This window comes from Novosphingobium taihuense, from assembly GCF_007830315.1.
GTDB lineage: Bacteria > Pseudomonadota > Alphaproteobacteria > Sphingomonadales > Sphingomonadaceae > Novosphingobium > Novosphingobium taihuense.
This window is the reverse complement of the sequence record NZ_VLKJ01000005.1, coordinates 273,232-290,120: the sequence shown is the minus strand read 5'-3', so window position 1 is coordinate 290,120 and position 16,889 is coordinate 273,232. Positions and strand designations below refer to the sequence as shown.

Here is a 16,889-nt window from a genome sequence, read left to right as displayed (position 1 = left end):
TCTATTCGCAGGGCGTGGCGCTGGAAGATCTCGGCGTGCGCAACAAGGGCGTGGACCCGCGCGCGGCGTGGCGGCTGTTTGCCGAGCGCTACTGGCTGTTCCGCGGCACGCCTTCGCGCATGTGGCTGGACTGGGTGTTCGCCGAGGCCTTCGGCATGGGCGTGCAGCTGAGTGCCGAGACGGCCGACCTCTACTACGACACCATCACTGATATGCTCGCCACGGATGCGTTCCGCCCGCGCGCGCTGTTCGATCGCTACAACATCGAGGTCATCGCCACGACCGAGAGCCCGCTCGACACATTGGAGCACCACGCCGCGATCCGTGCCGAGAATGGGCGCGCCGATGGGTGGCAGGGCAAGGTCATCACCGCCTATCGCCCCGATCCGGTGATCGATCCCGAGTTTGAGGGTTTTCAAGCCAACCTCGACCTGTTCTCGGCGTTGACTGGCGAGGATTGCCGCACCTGGACCGGCTATCTTGCCGCGCACCGTCAGCGCCGCGCGTTCTTCGCGTCGATGGGCGCGACGAGCACCGACCATGGCCATCCGACGGCCGCGACTGCCAACCTATCCGCCAGCGAGGCCGCCGCGCTGTTCGATCGCGTCGCCTCTGGGAACTTCCATTCTTCCGACGCCGAACTGTTCCGCGCGCAGATGCTGACCGAGATGGCGGGCATGAGCCTCGAGGACGGCCTCGTCATGCAGATCCACCCCGGCTCCTTCCGCAACCACAACGCCGCGCTGTTCGAACGCTTCGGCCGCGACAAGGGCGCCGACATCCCGATGCGGACAGACTTCGTCCACTCGCTCAAGCCGCTGCTCGACAGGTTCGGCAACGAGCGTGATCTTTCGATCATCCTCTTCACGCTGGACGAGAGCGCCTATGCTCGCGAACTCGCGCCGCTGGCCGGGCATTACCCGTGCCTCAAGCTGGGTCCGGCATGGTGGTTCCACGACAGCCCCGAGGGCATGAAGCGTTTCCGCCACATGATCACCGAGACGGCAGGCTTCTACAACACCGTCGGTTTCAACGACGATACCCGCGCCTTCCTCTCGATCCCGGCCCGACACGACGTTGCCCGGCGCATCGACTGCGGCTTTCTGGCAGAGCTGGTCGCCGAGCATCGCATCGAGGACTGGGAAGCGGCGGAGCTGGCACAGGACCTGTCGTACAACCTGGCGAAGAAGGCCTATAACCTGTGAAGCGCCTGTCGCCCGGCACGCTGGCGGCCTTGCCCGCCGAGGTTGCCCGCCCGCTCTACGACCGCGAAGCGCAGAAGGTCGGTATCGTCCACTTCGGCATCGGCGCGTTCCACCGCGCGCATCAGGCCTGGTACACAGATGCTGCGATGAATGAGGGTGACGCCGATTGGGCCATCACTGGCATCTCGCTCCGCTCGGCAGGCGTGGCGCGGCAGATGAACCCGCAAGGCGGGCTCTATACGGTTGCCGAACAGAGCGCTGAGGGCGCGAGGCTGCGGATCGTCGGATCGGTGCGCAACGTGCTGGTGGCAAGCGAGGAGCCCGATGCGGTGATCGCCGCGGTCGCCGCGCCTTCAACGCACATCGTCAGCCTGACGGTGACCGAGAAGGGCTATTGCCGCAGCGCTGACGGCACTCTCGACTTCGACCTCGCGCACTCCCTGAGCTTCTACTACTTCGTCACGCAAGGTCTGCTGGCGAGGGCCAAGGCGGGGCTTGGCGGCGTGACGCTGCTGTCCTGCGACAACCTTGCCGACAACGGTGCGAAGCTGCACGCGCTGATGCTCCAGTACCTTGATCGGCACGAGCCCGATCTGGTGCCCTGGTTCGAGGCAAACTGCACCTGCCCCTCGACGATGATCGACCGCATCGTGCCTGCCACGACGGACGAAGACCGGGCAATGGTGGCAAAGGCGCTGGGCGGTCTGAGCGATGAAGCCTGCGTCGTGACCGAGCCGTTCAGCCAGTGGGTGATCGAGGATCGCTTTGCGGGCCCGCGCCCGCGCTGGGAAGCGGTTGGCGCGCAGCTGGTATCCGAAGTCGGCCCCTACGAGACCGCCAAGCTCCGGATGCTCAACGGCGCTCATTCGCTGCTCGCCTATTGCGGGCTCAAGGCAGGCTACGAATACGTTCACGAGGCTATCGCCGACCCGGCCCTGCGGCAACTCGCCACAAGCCTGATGCACGAGGAAGCCGCCCCCACGATCACGCCCGCTCCCGGACAAGACCTTGCCGCCTACGCCGAAGCGCTGATCGCCCGCTTCGCCAACCCCTGCCTCAACCACCGTCTGATCCAGATCGCCATGGACGGCTCGCAGAAGATCCCCCAGCGCTGGCTCGAAACCCTCGCAGAAAGCGCGGCGCAAGGCAGGACCTGCCCCGCCATCCTCACCGCCATCAGCGCATGGATACACCACTTGTCTGGCGCCAACGGACCGGTGGACGATCCCATGGCAGCTTCGCTGAGCCTCATTGTACGCCGCTACTTGTCCGGTCGCGATGCGGCGGAGGCCTTGTTCAGTGCGGCAGGACCACTATCAGGGTACTGGCACCCGACGCCGGAAGATCTCGATTACGTCGGCAGGCATGCAGATATCAGGCCTGTGCAGACCACTCTTCTACAATAGCATCACCGCGCGCGAACCAGCATTCCTGGCGTGCCGAGAGCCGCGCCAAAAGTCGTTCGAAAGCTTCGATGCGGTATGGTAGGCCCATGATATAAGGGGTCACGTGGATCGGCAGCATGCGTGCACTACCGGTTCTCGCCGCCTCGGTCGCCAGCCAGTCGAACGCATCCTCGAGGCTCAGCGCCCAAGAGTCGGCCGACTGCTGCTGGACTGCGATGATCGTGCGGTCGGACAGTTCGTGGTTCAGCGGCAAGTCGATCAGCCCGTTGGTGAAGCGATAGGGCAATTCGTCATTCACCCAGTCGCAGCAATAAGTCAGGCCATGCTGCTTGAGGAGATCGAGCGTCCTGAAGCTTTGCGAGCGGGCAATGGACAGCCAGCCTTTGGGCTTCACACCGGTCGCTGCCGTCAGCCGCCTGACCGCCTCGCCGACAAGCGCGCCCTCGGCGTCCTCTGTCAGCGAACCGTCTATCGTGCCGTTCATGTCGGTCGAATGCGCGATCACTTCGTGGCCGCCATCCATGACCGTGCACACCAGTTCGGGGTAGCGCTCAGCCACCGCTGCGTTGGTGGCAAAGGTGGCTTGGGCACCCACCTTGTCAAAGGCATCGAGGAAGCGCCAGGCGCCCACGCGGTTGCCATAGTCGCGCGCAGTGTAGTGGCGGAAATCGGGGTAGGCAGTGGCCATGTGACCCGGCGCACGGAACGGCGCATCCGTGGGCGTGATGGGGAACCATTCAAGGCTGACGCAGACCCACACCGCCACCGATCCCTTGGGCCATTTGACCGGCGGGCGTTCATGCAGTGCCGACCACGGGTAAAGCGCGTGGTCATAGCCACGGCCACGCATTGGATACTCGAGATAGCTGGGATCAAGGCTCACTGTTGCGCCCTCCATGCGTCGACGATCTCGCCTGCCCGCGCAATCCATGCCCGACCATCTGCGGCGATGTGGCGCAGCGCTTCCTCGAACGGGCCGATGCGGTGGGGCTGGCCGATGAGGTAGGCATGCAAGGGAATGCACATGACGGTGCCCGATTGCTCGCCTTCTGCCGCAAGCCGCTCGAACTGGCGGATCAGCGTATCGGCATATTCCCGGCCGGACATGTTGTAGACGAAGAAGCCGTAGTGGTCGTTGACTTCGAGGCTGTAGGGGATCGAAGCCAGCCTCCCCGACTTTACCTTCACCTCCTGCACCTGATCGTCGTGGTAGAGGTCGCAAGTGTAGTCGAGGCCGTATTCGGCAATCAGATCAAGCGTGCGCGGCGTATGCGTAAGTGCAGGAGCAAGCCAGCCCCGGATCGTCTGCCCGGTCGCCTCGCGCACGGTGCGGATCGAATCCTCGATGATGGCACGCTCCTGTTCCTCAGACATTTCATAGGCATAGCGCGTGTTGTAGATGCCGTGACTGAAGAACTCCCAGCCTCGCGCCACCCCATCTGCCACAACTTCGGGATGGTGCTGGCACAGCGCCACTGACAGGCTGACCGAGCCGGGAAAGCCGTGGCGGCTCATCACATCGGCCATGCGCCAGTGCGAGACGCGGTTGGAATGATCGCGATGGGAATAACCCACCACGTCGGGATGAGGCCGTACCCAGGCCTTGCGCCTGGGATGAGACGGCGGGTCGATCTCGTAGTATTCAAGGTTGGGCGCAACCCACACCGCAACGGTCTTGCCGTCGGGCCAGACGACCTTCCTTCGTCCACGATATGGAGCGTAGTCATATAGTCCGGGATCGGCACTGCCTTCCAGCATGTCAGTGCGCCTCCAGCCAGTCGATCACTGCCTGTACCGGCTCGACGTCGGCATACTTGAGCTGAAGGTCGGTAAGGTTCGCGTAGTGAAATGACTCGTGCTTGTCCGCACAGGTCTCGATCGGCACGATTGTGCGATAGCCATGGCTGAGCGCATCTACCGCCGTGGCGCGCACGCAGCCGGATGTGCTGCCGCCCGTCACCACCACGGTATCGACCTTGTGGAACACCAGATAGCTGGCGAGCTGCGTCTCGAAGAAGGCACTTGGCATGCGCTTGGTGTAATGCAGGTCGTCCGGGCCGAAGGCGCAGCGCGGATCGTACTGGTGCCGCTCGGAATCGTACTTGATGTTCTGCAAGCTGTCGGGAGTATCGGTGCGCGTTCCCCAGACGCCAGCATCGGACGCATCTTCTTTGTAGGCCACACGCGTCCACACCACCGGCATGCCTTTGGCGCGGGCCAATGTGCTGATCGTGTTCACATATTCGATCTGGCGAGGGTCGGTTTCGTAGGATGTGGCGAAGGCTTCCAGATCAGTATAGGCGCGCTGAAAATCGACGTTGACGATGGCCAGCTTGTTGCCGAAGCCGAACTTGCGCCTTGCCGGATTGCTCATCACCTCCTCGAAGATCTGCTTCGCAGTGCGGCCATCGCTGATCATGCGGGTGCCCTTAATCTCCAAAACCCCGGCTCCTTTTTATCGCCTGTCAACCAAAGCGCGCCGCCACTGTTGCAGCCGTGCATGACCCCGCGCAGCCCAGCACCATGATCACGCGCCACTTCCTCACGATCCCCGCCAGCGCAGCCGGACCAGAGCGGAGGGTCCACTACCGCAAATGCGGCAAGGGACCGGTCCTGCTGCTGGTCCACCAGAGCCCGCGAAGCTCGAAGGAGTACGAGCCGCTGATGCGTGAATGGGGCGCACACTTCACCTGCATCGCGCCAGACTCTCCGGGGTTCGGACAATCTGATCCGCTGGGCGGAGAACCGGATATCGATGCCTTTGCCGCCGCAACGCTGGAATTTGTCGAGGTTCTTGGTTTAAACCATTGTCATGCGTACGGTTTTCACTCAGGCGGGATCATCCTTGCACATGCAATGAAGCAGCGGCCGAGCCGCTTCATTGCGCTCGCCATCGGCGGCTATCCGGTATGGACTGCGGCAGAGATGGAGTTGTTCGGCGAACGCTACACGGTGCCGTTCAATCCCAGTGCCTTTGGCGAGCACCTGACCTGGCTGTGGAACCGGGTTATGGAACAATCCTGGTTCTTCCCATGGTTCGACGTGCGCGACGAGACGCGCATGAGCGTGGCGCACGCCGATCTGGCAAGGGTGCAGGCCATCGTCATGGAAATGCTTGATGCGGGCGACGCCTACCGCTCAGGCTATCGTGCGGCGCTGTCGGCTGCGCCATGGATTGCCCCTGAGCACGTAGCAACAGGGCCCGTCCTCATCAGTGCCTACAATGGCGATCCGCTGCAAGGCCACATCGATCGACTGCCTCCGCTTCCCGCAGGCTGGCGGACCAACAAGGCGACGAGCCCAGCGGCCCATCATGCGGATTGCCTTGCCTTCCTTCTTTCGCATGCCGGCGAGGCTTGCCCGAACCTAGCCGAAGACGACAGCGAGGGTTTCATTGTCGCAGGCGGCGGGCTGGTTCACTGGCGCGGGAAGATCGGGGCAACACACCTCGTGCTTCACGACCCCGGCGCAGAGCTCTCCAATCCTGGCCCAGGTGGCATTGCCATCGACGTACCGGGCCACGGCCTCTCCGATGCCGCAGACAATCTTGCCATCGTGGTTGAAGAGGCTGCATGCAAGCTCGGGACCCACGAGATAATCTGGCCGGAAGTTCCCATAGGCGACCCCGTGCTGCTCAATCCCGATCTGGCACCGCAGCGCTTTGGCGAACATCTCCAGCGCGCATGGGGGATCTCGCGCGCCGAAGCGTTCTTCCGGCCATGGTACGATGCGCGAGCGGCAGCCGCCATTCCAGTCGTCCAATCCGAAATCACCCCCGAAGCTATCGCTCTTCGGACACGCGCACGGTTGCGGGCTGGCAACGCGGCACGGCAGTGGCACGAGGCCTTGGTGAAAGCCAGAGCATGACCCAACCCCGCACACTCCTTGCCAAGATCTGGGACGCCCACCATGTTGCCGATACGGCAGCAGGCGCAACGCTTATCGCCATAGACCGCGTCTTTCTGCACGAGCGCACCGGTGCCTCGGCGCTCAAGTCGCTGGCTGCCGCCGGGCGCCCCGTGCTCGATCCGGCGCGGGTCTTTGCCGTGATGGACCACATCGTCGATACCCGCCCAGGACGCGGCGACCAGACGCTGATGCAAGGTGGGCAGGCTTTCATCACCGAAACCCGCGAAGCCGCGCTGGCCGCCGGGATCAGGCTGTTCGATGTAACCGACCGCGATCAGGGCATCACGCATGTCATTTCGCCCGAGCTGGGCATCGTACTGCCCGGCGTCACGCTCGTCGCGCCCGACAGTCACACCTGCACGCAAGGAGCGCTTGGCGCACTGGCCTGGGGCATCGGCTCCAGCGAGGCCGAGCATGCGATGGCAACCGGTGTGCTGCGCCTTGCCCGCCCGAAAACGATGCGAGTGACTTTCAAAGGGCGGCTCTCCCCAGGCGTCACCCCGAAAGACATGGCGCTGACCCTGCTCGCCACGCACGGCGCAGCTGGCGGCTCAGGCTATGTGGTGGAGTTTGCCGGAGAGGCTGTAGGCGCGCTCGATATCGAAGGGCGCATGACGCTGTGCAACATGGCGACGGAGTTTGCCGCCATGACCGGCATCATTGCTCCGGACGAAAAGACCTACGCCTACCTCGCCGGTCGCCGCTACGCGCCTGCGACGTTCGACGATCCCTACTGGCAGACACTGCGCACCGATGCCGGGGCGGTCTTTGACAGGGAAATCATCATAGACGCCAGCACTATCGCTCCGATGGTCAGCTGGGGCACCAGCCCGGAACACTGCGTCGCCATTGACGGAACTGTGCCGCAAGGACCGGCCCGCGCCCATGAGTACATTGCATTGGACGCAGGTGCGCCGATCAAGGGCACGCCCATCGATGCCGCCTTCATAGGGTCCTGCACGAACGCCCGCCTGTCAGACCTGCGCCGCGCGGCGGCAATTCTCAGGGGCAGGCGAGTTTCCCCCGCAATCCGCAAGGCGCTTGTCGTCCCCGGCAGCATGGCTGTGAAACGCGCAGCCGAAGCTGAGGGATTGGACAAGGTGTTCATCGACGCAGGCTTCGAATGGCGGATGAGCGGCTGTTCGCTGTGCTTCTACGCCGGTGGCGAAGGGTTCGAACCAGGCAGCCGGACGATCAGCAGCACCAATCGCAACTTCGAAGGCCGCCAGGGCCCCGGCATTCGCACCCACATCGCCAGCCCCGAAACGGTGGCCGCCAGCGCGCTGGCCGGAGCCATCGCCGATCCACGGGAACGGCTGGCGTGACCCCGTTCATCACCCTCGCATCGCGCGCAATTCCGCTGCTGCGCGACAACATCGACACCGATGCCGTGATCCCAAGCCGCGAGATGAAGACCACCGGGCGCACCGGCCTTGCAGACGGTCTGTTCGCACCCTGGCGCTATGGCGATGCAGCGGCCCGCACACCTGATCCAACCTTCGCACTTAACCAATCCCAAGCAGTCGGCCAGCGCATCCTGCTGGCTGGCGAAAACTTCGGCTGCGGGTCCAGTCGTGAGCACGCCGTCTGGGCGCTGATGGAATGGGGCATCGCCTGCGTGATCGCACCCAGCTTCGCGCCGATTTTCAAGGCCAATGCCCTGCGCAATGGGCTGTTGCCCGTGGCACTGTCTGGCGAATTGATCGCGCCGCTCGCGTGGGAAGAGATCACCGTCGACCTCCCCTCGCAGACAGTGACCTGCGGCGATGCAATCCACCGCTTCGAAATCGAAACAGAGCCCAAGGAAATGCTGATCGAAGGCCTCGACGCCATCGACCTGACCCTGAAATCGCGCCCCGAAATCGATGCCTGGACGGAGGCCGACAAGGCGCTTCGCCCGTGGATCTATCTGGAGAAGCACGCTTGACCCGAATTCTCGTTTCCGAAGTCGGCCCGCGCGATGGGCTGCAATCGATCAAGCAAGTCATGCCGCTGGAAGCCAAGAAGGCCTGGATCGCGGCCGAGGCCGCTGCAGGCGTGCAGGAGATCGAAGTGGGCAGCTTCGTGCCCCCTGCCCTGTTGCCGCAGATGGCCGATACCGCTGAACTCGTCGCCTTTGCCCGCACCCTGCCGGGCCTGAACGTGGTGGCGCTGGTGCCCAATGCCAAGGGTGCCGCCCGCGCGGTGGAAGCGGGCGTCCACGGCATGTCGATCCCCTTTTCGATGAGCGAGACCCATTCGATCCGAAATGTGCGCAAGGATCACCCCGCGATGCTCGCAGAAATCCGGGCGGTGGCCGAAATCGCGAGCGCGGGCGGCGTCCACTTTGCCGTAGGCCTGTCGACAGCCTTCGGCTGCACGCTGGAAGGCGCGGTGAGCGAGGATGCAGTCGTTCACCTTGCCGAAGCAGCGGCAGAAGCTGGTGCGCAAGAGTTCAGCCTGTCCGACACCACCGGCTATGCCGATCCCGCACAGGTCCGCCGCCTGATCCGCAAGGTGCGCGGCGCGGTGGGCGATATGCTGACCTCGCTCCATCTCCACAACACCCGCGGCCTTGGCCTTGCCAATGCGCTTGCCGGGCTGGACGAGGGCATCACCACGCTTGATGCGTCGCTCGGCGGACTTGGCGGCTGCCCCTACGCGCCAGGGGCTTCGGGCAATCTGGTGACCGAAGATCTGGTGCTGATGCTCAATGCCATGGGCTTGGATACCGGGATCAACCTCGAAAAGCTGCTCGAAGTGCGCACCATCCTAAGGGACGCGCTGCCGGACGAGCCGCTCTACGGCTTCACGCCCGACGCCGGGCCTATGCTCGATTACAACGAAAGGATCGCGAAGTGAGCGCGGCTGAACCGACAACACCGCAACCCCTGGCCGGCATCAGGGTCGTCGAGTTCACGCACATGGTCATGGGGCCGGCAGTGGGCCACATCCTTGCAGGCCTCGGCGCAGAGGTCGTGCGAATTGAACCCATCGGCGGCGATCAGACGCGGCGGCTGCTGGGTTCAGGCGCAGGCTATTTCCCCATGTACAACCGCGGAAAACAGTCGATCTGCCTCAACCTCAAGTCCGCTGAAGGTTTGGCCGTAGCGCGCGATCTGGCCGCGAATGCCGATGTCCTGATCGAGAACTTCCGCCCCGGCGCGCTTGATCGGCTCGGCCTGTCGTATGATGCGCTGAGTTCTGAAAATCCCCGACTTATCTATTGTTCTGAAAAAGGATTTCTTCCGGGTCCTTACGCGGATCGCACCGCGCTGGATGAGGTAGCGCAGATGATGGGCGGCCTTGCCTACATGACCGGTCCCCCTGGCCGCCCCCTGCGTGCAGGATCCAGCGTTATCGACGTGACCGGTGGCATGTTCGGCGTGATCGGGATTCTGGCGGCGCTGGAGGAACGCCACCGCACAGGGCGCGGCCAGAAGGTCGTCGCCAGCCTGTTCGAGACGACGGTCTATCTCGTCGGCCAGCACATGGCGCAGTACGCGGTGACCGGCAAAGCCGCGTCACCAATGCCCGCCCGCATTTCGGCCTGGGCAATCTACGACGTGTTCGAAACGCAGGACGAGCCGGTGTTCATCGGCGTCGTTTCAGACAGTTTGTGGGAAAAGTTCTGCAAGCTATTCGAACTGCACGATCTTTGGGCTGATGAAGCATTGCGCGCCAACAATCAGCGCGTGCTCGCACGTGACCGCATCCTGCCGCAGATCCGCGCCCTGATCGGCGGAATGACCCGCGCCGAGGTGATTTCGAAGCTTGAGGGCACGGGACTTCCCTTCGCGCCGATCGGCCGTCCGGAAGACATGTTCGACGACCCGCAGCTTGCCGATGGCGGGCTGGAACCCGTCACGCTGGATAACGGCGGCGAGACCCGCCTGCCGACGATCCCGCTGCAGTTGGATGGCAAGCGCCCCGGCGCACCGGTTGTCCTGCCGCAGCCGGGTGCAGACACCCGCACCGTGCTGGAAGCTCTCGGCTACGAAGCCGTGCAGATCGATCAATTGTTTGAAGCAGGGGCTGTGGGTGCTGCCTGACGTGAAAGGATGACCATGGCTGGAGATTCCACCGACGAGATGGCATTGTTGAGCCGACGCATGCTGCTTGGTGGAGGCATGGCCATGGGTGCGGCAGCCGCGCTGCCCGCCTTCGCCGCGTCCACGACCAGCGCTTCAAGCCTGCCACGTGAGACCGGAATCCCGGCCGACGAGAAAAGCCGCATCGACATCATCCGCCGCGTTCGTCTGCGCACGGATCCCGGATTGGTCTGCTGGTTTTTTCGTGGCCGGAACTATGCGCAGCAAGGTGCAAACCTGATCCCGTTGTGCGAACTGAACTTCGGCGCGGTCATGATGGTTCAGCCCAATGCCGATGGCACAATGGACGTCACCCAGTATGAACTGGGTTTTCGCACGGCACCGGGCAGCGCCACGTTCGCCGAAAAGCTGCACAATCCGATTACCGGTGAGATGGTCGATACCTCGTTTGCGCCTGTCGGCCCTACCTCGGTGCATTACGATGCTCACAACGTCCTGCAACTGCCTGAAACCATCGGCGGCAGCAGCTTCACGCTCGAGCATGTGCCGGAACTGTTCTACCACGTTGGCGATACCATCGCCTTCCAGACCCACAGCCGCGCCCGAGCGGTAACGCCGGGCAAGCCCGACCGGGTGCTCAACGACATGAGCATGATCTGCAGTCCGGCAGTCGAGGCGCTGAACCCGAAGGTGCACTTCGCCAGCGCCAACGCCCACGGTACCGATGTGACCGACTATGCCCGCTGGTGGAAGATGCCCCCAGGATCGGGCACGCAGACGCTGCGTTCGTTCGGCCAGAAGGTCGCAAGCTTTGCCGAAATGCCCGAGGACTGGCGCACGATGCTGGCCCGCTTCGATCCGGTCATGGCCGCTGATCCCGTCGCCGGGCTGAAACGCAAGGCGCTTGAGTACCGCAACTGAAGATTGCGCTGCCGCTTGCCTCACCTGATAACAAAGGTCCGCACAAGGACCTTCGATGGCAAGCACCACAGAAACGATCGCCAACCATCTGCTGCCTCGCATTGGCAAGGCGCAACGCCATCCGTTCGTTCTTGGCCTTTGTGGTGCGCAAGGCAGCGGCAAGACATGGACGACTCGCGCCCTTGCCCGCCGGCTGGAAATCGAGGGCCTGCGCGTGGCGTCGCTGTCTCTTGACGATCTCTATCTATCGAAAGCTCATCGGCAGGCCCTTGCCCGGGATGTGCATCCCCTGTTCGCCGTGCGTGGTGTTCCGGGAACGCATGACGTTCAGCTTGGCCTCTCGCTCTTCGATGATCTGCGCCATGAAGGCGAAGTAAGGATCCCCGCGTTCGACAAGGCAACGGATGACCTTGTGCCGCAGGATGCCTGGCACCGCATTCCCGCCCCGGTCGATGTGGTGCTGTTCGAAGGCTGGTGTGTTGGAGCAAAGCCGCAGGCCGATTCCGACCTGGTTAAACCCGTCAATGCGCTCGAACGAACCGAGGATACCGATACCAAATGGAGGGCTTACGCGAATGCCTGCCTTGCCGGAGAGTACAGCAGACTTTTCGCCCGAATCGACATGCTCGTCCTGCTGCAGGCACCGGTCTTCGAAGTCGTGGCAGATTGGCGATTCCAGCAGGAAGAAGCCCTGCGCCGTGAGCTTGAGCAAAAGGGCGAGGAAGCCCCCGCCCTGATGGATCGTGCAGCGATCCGGCGCTTCGTGATGTTCTACGAACGCCTTACGCGCCACATTCTGGCAGAAATGCCATCGAGGGCAGACCTTTCGATCGCCCTCGATGCGAAGCGCCATCCGGTTTCGTTCAGAACGGCTTGACCGTGCCGAGGAAACAGATTCCCGAGATCGTGATCCAGTAGACATAGGCCAGGCAGCGGCCGATCACGATCTCACGTTCCAGCGCGGCCTCCTGAACCGGATCGGGCCCGGCTGCCAGTGCGCGGAAACGCATCGTCCAGAGCCGCATGATCCAGCGCAGGCCAAGGCCGATGCACAGCGTAAAGCCATAGAGCGTGAACTTCGTGGCGTACCAGCGCGAACCCTCGCTGGCTTCGAAGGGGCCATTGCCGAGCAGGGAGGAGATACCGAGGACGAAGATGGTTGGGATCAGCACATAGCGGATCGCCTCATCCAGCTTGGTCAGGCGGATACCGAGGTCGGTTTCGCGGGTGAAGAACGCGCCCCAGCAAAGGCCGAGCCATCCAGCCACAAATACCCACATCGCGGTCAGGTAGCCATCGCCATAAGGCTGAAGGCCATAGATATTGCCCATGTGGAGGCCCAGCGGCAGCAGCATGATAATGCCGGTGCGCGCAAGGATATCAATGCGGTAGGCGGTTTCCATGTGCCGCTTGCGCTCTTCGAGCGAAAGGTTGCGATTGATGATGTTGTAACTTGACTGGAAAACGCCCCATTCACCGCCAAGCCAGTAGACCATGGCAATAATGTGGACCCAGCGCAGGACGAGCACTTCTTCGATCATTGTTTCCCCCCGGGGATTCTTGTGCTGCCGGTCAGGGCCGGGCCTTTGCAGCTCCGGCCCCACAGGCAACGTCAGGGCGTTGACAGTTTCTCGACCCAGTCCATGATCGGCGGGTCGGGGTTTTCCATGGCTTCGACTTCCTGCTGGAAGCCGCGCATGATGCGGGCGATGTAGGCGCGGGTGCTTTCCCCGCGCTCCTCGCCCGCCGCACGATCAGGAGCGTAGGCTTCGATGTCTTCGCGGCGCAGTGTGCCACCGGTTTCGAGCAGGCGCTCCACCGTATCGAGACGTTCCCGCGTGGCGGACAATTCCGATGCCAGCGCCAGCGTCAGCGAATAGAGCCGGTCGAGCGCAGGCTCATCGAAGAAGGCGGGGCGACGGCCCTTGGCGCGTGCTCCCGAGCGGGCGATCCAGTCGATACCCTCGGTCATGCTGCGATCTCCTTAGCGGGCGCGACTTTCCATGCGCCATAGGCGTTCCACACCGCAGCGCGGCCAAAGTCCTCAGCCTCACCTTCCGGCGATGGCGGGAAAATCGTCGGGTCAACCACCGCGCGCACACCGACGACGAACTGTTCGGCATGGGTGAAGCCGGCATCGGCCATCACGTCTTCCAGCTCGACGCCGTGCATGGCCGACCAGAATGGCTCGTTGTTGTTGAAGGCATCCCAATCGCGCATGAACTGTTCGAACAGCGGCATGTCGGGGCCGTACTGCGGCTGTTCGACGTGAAGGATCAGCCCGCCCGGTTTGAGCACGCGGTGCGCCTCGCGCAGGATCCTCGGCATGGACGAGGCCGACAGTTCGTGCAGGAACATCGTGGTCTGCACCCAGTCGAAGTGGTTGTCGGGGAAGCGCGAGAGATCTTCGCCATTGGCCTGAACAAACTTGATGTTCTTCACGCCAAGCCCGGCGGCACGCGCGGCGGCATAGCGTAGTGTTGCGCCTGCGGTGTCTATGGCGATTACCTCGGCATCGGGGAACCCCTGCGCCAGCGGCACCGCATTGTGACCCACCGTGCAGCCGATATCGAGAATGCGCTTCGGCTTCCAATCAGGCTTGTTCGCCTTGGCCCAGGCGACCAGCGCCTGCCCGCCGCCATCGTTCAGCGCGCCAAGCGCACCGCCAACCGTAGCGAAGAGGCCGACATCGTAGTTGGCACCTACCGTGACATCGCCCGGGCGCTCCTCGGAATGATAGCCGCCGGGCTGGCAATGGATATCGACGCAGGTCTGGTAAAGCGGTTGTTCGATGCTGGCATCAAGCTCCAGCAGGCCGGAATGTTCATTGAACTGACGGGCCTGTGCATCCAGTTCGTCGAGCTGGCGCAGCACCGCCTGCCGCCCGTTCATCTGGCGCATTTCCATCGAATTGCGCTTCAGCGCAGACCACATGCGGTGGAACGGATCACGGTTCATCGCATCGCGGATTTCGTAGCGATGCTCCGGATCGCGGCCATGCTCGGCACGGAAGGCCGGCAGCACGCGGGTCTCATAGGCAAGCTTGTTGCCCGCGCCGAGGGTGCCCGAGAGATAGCGGTTGAAGTGCGTCAGGAAATTGAACCGCGCGGATTCATCATGTTTGGTGCGCGGCATCATCGGATGGCGCGTCAGCGCGGTGTAGGGCGGTGGCAGGTCTTTCTTCATGCGTTTCGTCCTCTAGCGCGCTGCAGGCGGGATTCGGCCGATCTAAATGTCCGGACAAATTTTCAGACCTGCTGCGACACTGTCAAGCCGGGGTGGCGGTATATTTGTATGGACAAATGTGCTGTGCATCCCTTGATGCAGGTCAACCCCGGCTGAAAAATCGAAGAGGGTGCGCACTAACGGGGGGAGGACCGTGCACGCACCCACGGCCTCAGTACTCCGAAAGGAGTCGACCGAGGCCTTCGATCCGGTCAGTGATTCCCAGCGTTCGCAGCGCGTGCCAGTAAGTCGCGGTGTTGATCGCGATAACCGGCTTGTCGAGCTTGAGCTCATACTCGGCTGCAAGGCTGACCATCGAGAGATTGGTGCCGACCTGCACGATTGCGTCGACTTCGCTACCGTTGAGATGGTCGATCACCTCGCGCAGTTGCTGGGGCGTTACCTTCGCGATGTCGGTCCAGCGCTTGCACTGCAACGGCACATCGCGGACGACCGAGAAGCCCGACTCCTCAAGGAACCGCCGCACTTCGGCGTTTGCGACCGGGTAATAGGGCGAAACGAAGCTGACGGTCTTGATGTTGCCATAGGCGTGCAGCGCGGCAGCGACCGATTCCGAGCCCGTGGAAGCGCCTACCCCTGCCAGTGCCTCGACCTCGGCCTTGAACTTCTTGCCGCCTTCGACCCCGCCATAGAACGTGATCGCTGACATGCCGAGCACGAGATACTCCGGCCGCAGCGTCATCGCCGAACGCACAGCGTCCATGGTGTTCTCGGCAATCGCCGTGGTGCCGGCAATGAAATCCTCGTTCGACAGTGCCACCGGGTCTTCCACGAAGATGCGCGAAAAGTGGTTGGTCACGCCGGCGGGGCGCATGCGCTCCATGTCGGGCTGGACAGTGGTGTTGGTGGAAGGGGCAATCACGCCAAGACAGGCGCGGTAACCCTGGACGTCAACCATCGGACTTATCTCCAGAAGAAGCCGCGCCGCAGTCCCACCACCACGGCGCCACTTCGGATCAAACGATCGCAGCCGCCTGGGCGAGGCTGTCGAACATGGCTTGCCGCATCAGGTAGTTGCGACGGGTTTCATCGTTATTCTTGATTTCCAGCATCTTGGCGCGGCGCGCTTCATGTGCGCCGTCTTGCCCGCCCTTGATGAAGGCCATGTTTTCCTTGGTCTGCATCTGGGTGAAGCTGTGTGTCACCTCGCGACGCTGGCGATCGTAGAGCGCGAGGTTTGGCTCCATCGCCGCCTTGCCCTTGAGCACCGGTTCGAGTTTTTCGAACAGGTTGAAGGCATCGTGCACGCCGGAATTCATGCCAAAGCCGCCAAGCGGGTTGTTCAGGTGAGCAGCATCGCCGACGAGCATGACCCGCCCTTCGCGGAACGACTTGGCCACGCGCTGGTGCACACGATAAAGCGTGCGGTGCTCGGTCTTGACGGCAGCGCCATCGCCCACCAGCCGGTCGAAAATGCCGTTCTTGATCTTGTCTGACCGCAGTTCGTCATCGCTTAGCGAACCATCTGTCGGCACCAGGACGCGCCAGAGCGAGGGCACGCGCAGCAGGACAAGCCACTCCTTCGGATCGGAGACATAATTCACATAAGCCAGGTTCGGCAGGTGATCGGCCAACTCAAGATCGGTCGAGAGACACAGGAAGCGTTCGGGGTAGGTAAACCCGTCAAACTCGATGCCCAGCCACTTGCGGACGATGGAATTGGCACCATCGGCCCCAATGAGAAATTCCGCGCGAAGCTGATTGACGCCGTAAGGTGTCTCTGCCCAAAGATCGACACCACTCTCGTCCTGCTTGAAGGTCAGCAGGCGCGTGCTGAAGTGCATCTTCGCGTTCGAGAACTTCTCCAGACCCGCTGCCAGCGCCCGCGACAGATGATACTGTTCGCACTGGATGCGGAAGGGATAGCGCGTGACATCGTCAATCTCGCTCAGGTCGAAATCAATGACTTCGCCACTGGTACGGTCACGCCAATGGTAAACCGGTGCCTTTAGGCCCTTTTCCAACAGCATCGGCGTAATGCCGATAGTGTCGAGCATTTCGAGCGTCGGCGGATGAAAGGTCGAGGCGCGCAGATCCTGTGCGCAATCCTCGCCTGCTTCCAGCACGACGACATCCACCCCCGCCTGGGCCAGCAGCGTGGCCAGAACCGTCCCTACGGGACCGGCTCCGACAATCGCCACCTGGCACCGATCAACCCCTGTCATATCCAG

General features: G+C 62.9%; 17 protein-coding genes. 9 read left to right on the top strand and 8 right to left on the bottom strand.

All coding sequences use genetic code 11. The features are described from left to right. Together uxaC and IQ25_RS12575 are read left to right on the top strand one after the other, a co-directional pair. A partial coding sequence (uxaC, locus tag IQ25_RS12580) for a glucuronate isomerase (protein WP_144906314.1) occupies positions 1-1,205 on the top strand: 1,205 nt, incomplete at its 5' end. Next, positions 1,202-2,611, top strand: a complete 1,410-nt coding sequence (locus IQ25_RS12575) for a mannitol dehydrogenase family protein (protein WP_258537025.1) — start codon at positions 1,202-1,204, stop codon at positions 2,609-2,611. The genes uxaC and IQ25_RS12575, both read left to right, overlap by 4 nt. On the opposite strand, the gene IQ25_RS12570 is transcribed toward IQ25_RS12575, so the two are convergent. Genes IQ25_RS12570 through IQ25_RS12560 form a run of 3 tightly spaced genes read right to left on the bottom strand, consistent with a single transcriptional unit; the run spans position 2,580 to position 5,051 of the window. Further along, positions 2,580-3,494: a polysaccharide deacetylase family protein gene (locus IQ25_RS12570; protein ID WP_144906312.1), complete on the bottom strand. Its 915-nt coding sequence runs from the start codon at positions 3,492-3,494 to the stop codon at positions 2,580-2,582. The genes IQ25_RS12575 and IQ25_RS12570 overlap by 32 nt on opposite strands. Then, complete coding sequence (locus IQ25_RS12565; RefSeq protein WP_144906310.1) at positions 3,491-4,369, bottom strand: polysaccharide deacetylase family protein; 879 nt, start codon at positions 4,367-4,369, stop codon at positions 3,491-3,493. Before IQ25_RS12565 ends, IQ25_RS12570 begins: the two co-directional genes overlap by 4 nt. A gap of 1 nt (position 4,370) precedes the next feature. Next, positions 4,371-5,051 carry an isochorismatase family protein gene (locus tag IQ25_RS12560; RefSeq protein WP_144906308.1) on the bottom strand — a complete coding sequence of 227 codons (681 nt, stop codon included), beginning with the start codon at positions 5,049-5,051 and terminating at the stop codon, positions 4,371-4,373. Positions 5,052-5,134: 83 nt separating this feature from the next. Between IQ25_RS12560 and IQ25_RS12555 the strand changes: the two genes are divergently transcribed. Genes IQ25_RS12555 through IQ25_RS12525 form a run of 7 tightly spaced genes read left to right on the top strand, consistent with a single transcriptional unit; the run spans position 5,135 to position 12,349 of the window. Next, positions 5,135-6,478 (top strand): alpha/beta hydrolase, encoded by a 1,344-nt coding sequence (locus IQ25_RS12555; RefSeq protein ID WP_144906306.1) that lies wholly within the window; start codon positions 5,135-5,137, stop codon positions 6,476-6,478. Continuing rightward, on the top strand, positions 6,475-7,845 hold the full coding sequence (locus IQ25_RS12550) for a 3-isopropylmalate dehydratase large subunit (RefSeq protein ID WP_144906304.1): 1,371 nt from the start codon (positions 6,475-6,477) through the stop codon (positions 7,843-7,845). The genes IQ25_RS12555 and IQ25_RS12550 overlap by 4 nt, the downstream gene beginning before the upstream one ends. Next, positions 7,842-8,447 carry a 3-isopropylmalate dehydratase small subunit gene (gene leuD, locus IQ25_RS12545; RefSeq protein WP_144906302.1) on the top strand — a complete coding sequence of 202 codons (606 nt, stop codon included), beginning with the start codon at positions 7,842-7,844 and terminating at the stop codon, positions 8,445-8,447. Before IQ25_RS12550 ends, leuD begins: the two co-directional genes overlap by 4 nt. Next, positions 8,444-9,361 carry a hydroxymethylglutaryl-CoA lyase gene (locus IQ25_RS12540; protein WP_144906300.1) on the top strand — a complete coding sequence of 306 codons (918 nt, stop codon included), beginning with the start codon at positions 8,444-8,446 and terminating at the stop codon, positions 9,359-9,361. Before leuD ends, IQ25_RS12540 begins: the two co-directional genes overlap by 4 nt. Further along, positions 9,358-10,551: a CaiB/BaiF CoA transferase family protein gene (locus IQ25_RS12535; protein WP_144906298.1), complete on the top strand. Its 1,194-nt coding sequence runs from the start codon at positions 9,358-9,360 to the stop codon at positions 10,549-10,551. The genes IQ25_RS12540 and IQ25_RS12535 overlap by 4 nt, the downstream gene beginning before the upstream one ends. Before the next feature lie 15 nt (positions 10,552-10,566). After that, entirely contained in the window at positions 10,567-11,472 is a 906-nt protein-coding gene (locus IQ25_RS12530) for a hypothetical protein (RefSeq protein WP_144906296.1), read from the top strand. A gap of 55 nt (positions 11,473-11,527) precedes the next feature. Then, the gene (locus tag IQ25_RS12525) at positions 11,528-12,349 is read left to right on the top strand and encodes a kinase (protein ID WP_144906294.1); all 822 of its coding nucleotides are present in this window, start codon (positions 11,528-11,530) and stop codon (positions 12,347-12,349) included. On the opposite strand, the gene IQ25_RS12520 is transcribed toward IQ25_RS12525, so the two are convergent. From IQ25_RS12520 to IQ25_RS12500, 5 genes are all read right to left on the bottom strand, one after another. Continuing rightward, positions 12,336-13,013 carry a hypothetical protein gene (locus IQ25_RS12520; protein WP_144906292.1) on the bottom strand — a complete coding sequence of 226 codons (678 nt, stop codon included), beginning with the start codon at positions 13,011-13,013 and terminating at the stop codon, positions 12,336-12,338. The genes IQ25_RS12525 and IQ25_RS12520 overlap by 14 nt on opposite strands. A 71-nt stretch (positions 13,014-13,084) precedes the next feature. Further along, entirely contained in the window at positions 13,085-13,444 is a 360-nt protein-coding gene (locus tag IQ25_RS12515; RefSeq protein WP_144906290.1) for a hypothetical protein, read from the bottom strand. Next, entirely contained in the window at positions 13,441-14,658 is a 1,218-nt protein-coding gene (locus tag IQ25_RS12510; RefSeq protein ID WP_144906288.1) for a class I SAM-dependent methyltransferase, read from the bottom strand. The genes IQ25_RS12515 and IQ25_RS12510 overlap by 4 nt, the downstream gene beginning before the upstream one ends. 211 nt (positions 14,659-14,869) lie before the next feature. Further along, positions 14,870-15,616, bottom strand: coding sequence for a maleate cis-trans isomerase family protein (locus tag IQ25_RS12505; RefSeq protein ID WP_144906286.1), 747 nt, complete (start codon positions 15,614-15,616; stop codon positions 14,870-14,872). Between the two features lie 58 nt (positions 15,617-15,674). Continuing rightward, positions 15,675-16,883 (bottom strand): FAD-dependent oxidoreductase, encoded by a 1,209-nt coding sequence (locus IQ25_RS12500; protein WP_144906284.1) that lies wholly within the window; start codon positions 16,881-16,883, stop codon positions 15,675-15,677. Positions 16,884-16,889: the final 6 nt, after the last annotated feature.

What these genes read in the sequence shown, in the direction of transcription:
- IQ25_RS12565 (WP_144906310.1), bottom strand. Translation starts at nt 4,369, where the DNA reads ATGCTGGAAGGCAGTGCCGATCCCGGACTATATGACTACGCTCCATAT.
- IQ25_RS12555 (WP_144906306.1), top strand. Translation starts at nt 5,135, where the DNA reads ATGATCACGCGCCACTTCCTCACGATCCCCGCCAGCGCAGCCGGACCA.
- IQ25_RS12550 (WP_144906304.1), top strand. Translation starts at nt 6,475, where the DNA reads ATGACCCAACCCCGCACACTCCTTGCCAAGATCTGGGACGCCCACCAT.
- IQ25_RS12530 (WP_144906296.1), top strand. Translation starts at nt 10,567, where the DNA reads ATGGCTGGAGATTCCACCGACGAGATGGCATTGTTGAGCCGACGCATG.
- IQ25_RS12525 (WP_144906294.1), top strand. Translation starts at nt 11,528, where the DNA reads ATGGCAAGCACCACAGAAACGATCGCCAACCATCTGCTGCCTCGCATT.
- IQ25_RS12520 (WP_144906292.1), bottom strand. Translation starts at nt 13,013, where the DNA reads ATGATCGAAGAAGTGCTCGTCCTGCGCTGGGTCCACATTATTGCCATG.
- IQ25_RS12515 (WP_144906290.1), bottom strand. Translation starts at nt 13,444, where the DNA reads ATGACCGAGGGTATCGACTGGATCGCCCGCTCGGGAGCACGCGCCAAG.
- IQ25_RS12510 (WP_144906288.1), bottom strand. Translation starts at nt 14,658, where the DNA reads ATGAAGAAAGACCTGCCACCGCCCTACACCGCGCTGACGCGCCATCCG.
- IQ25_RS12505 (WP_144906286.1), bottom strand. Translation starts at nt 15,616, where the DNA reads ATGGTTGACGTCCAGGGTTACCGCGCCTGTCTTGGCGTGATTGCCCCT.
- IQ25_RS12500 (WP_144906284.1), bottom strand. Translation starts at nt 16,883, where the DNA reads ATGACAGGGGTTGATCGGTGCCAGGTGGCGATTGTCGGAGCCGGTCCC.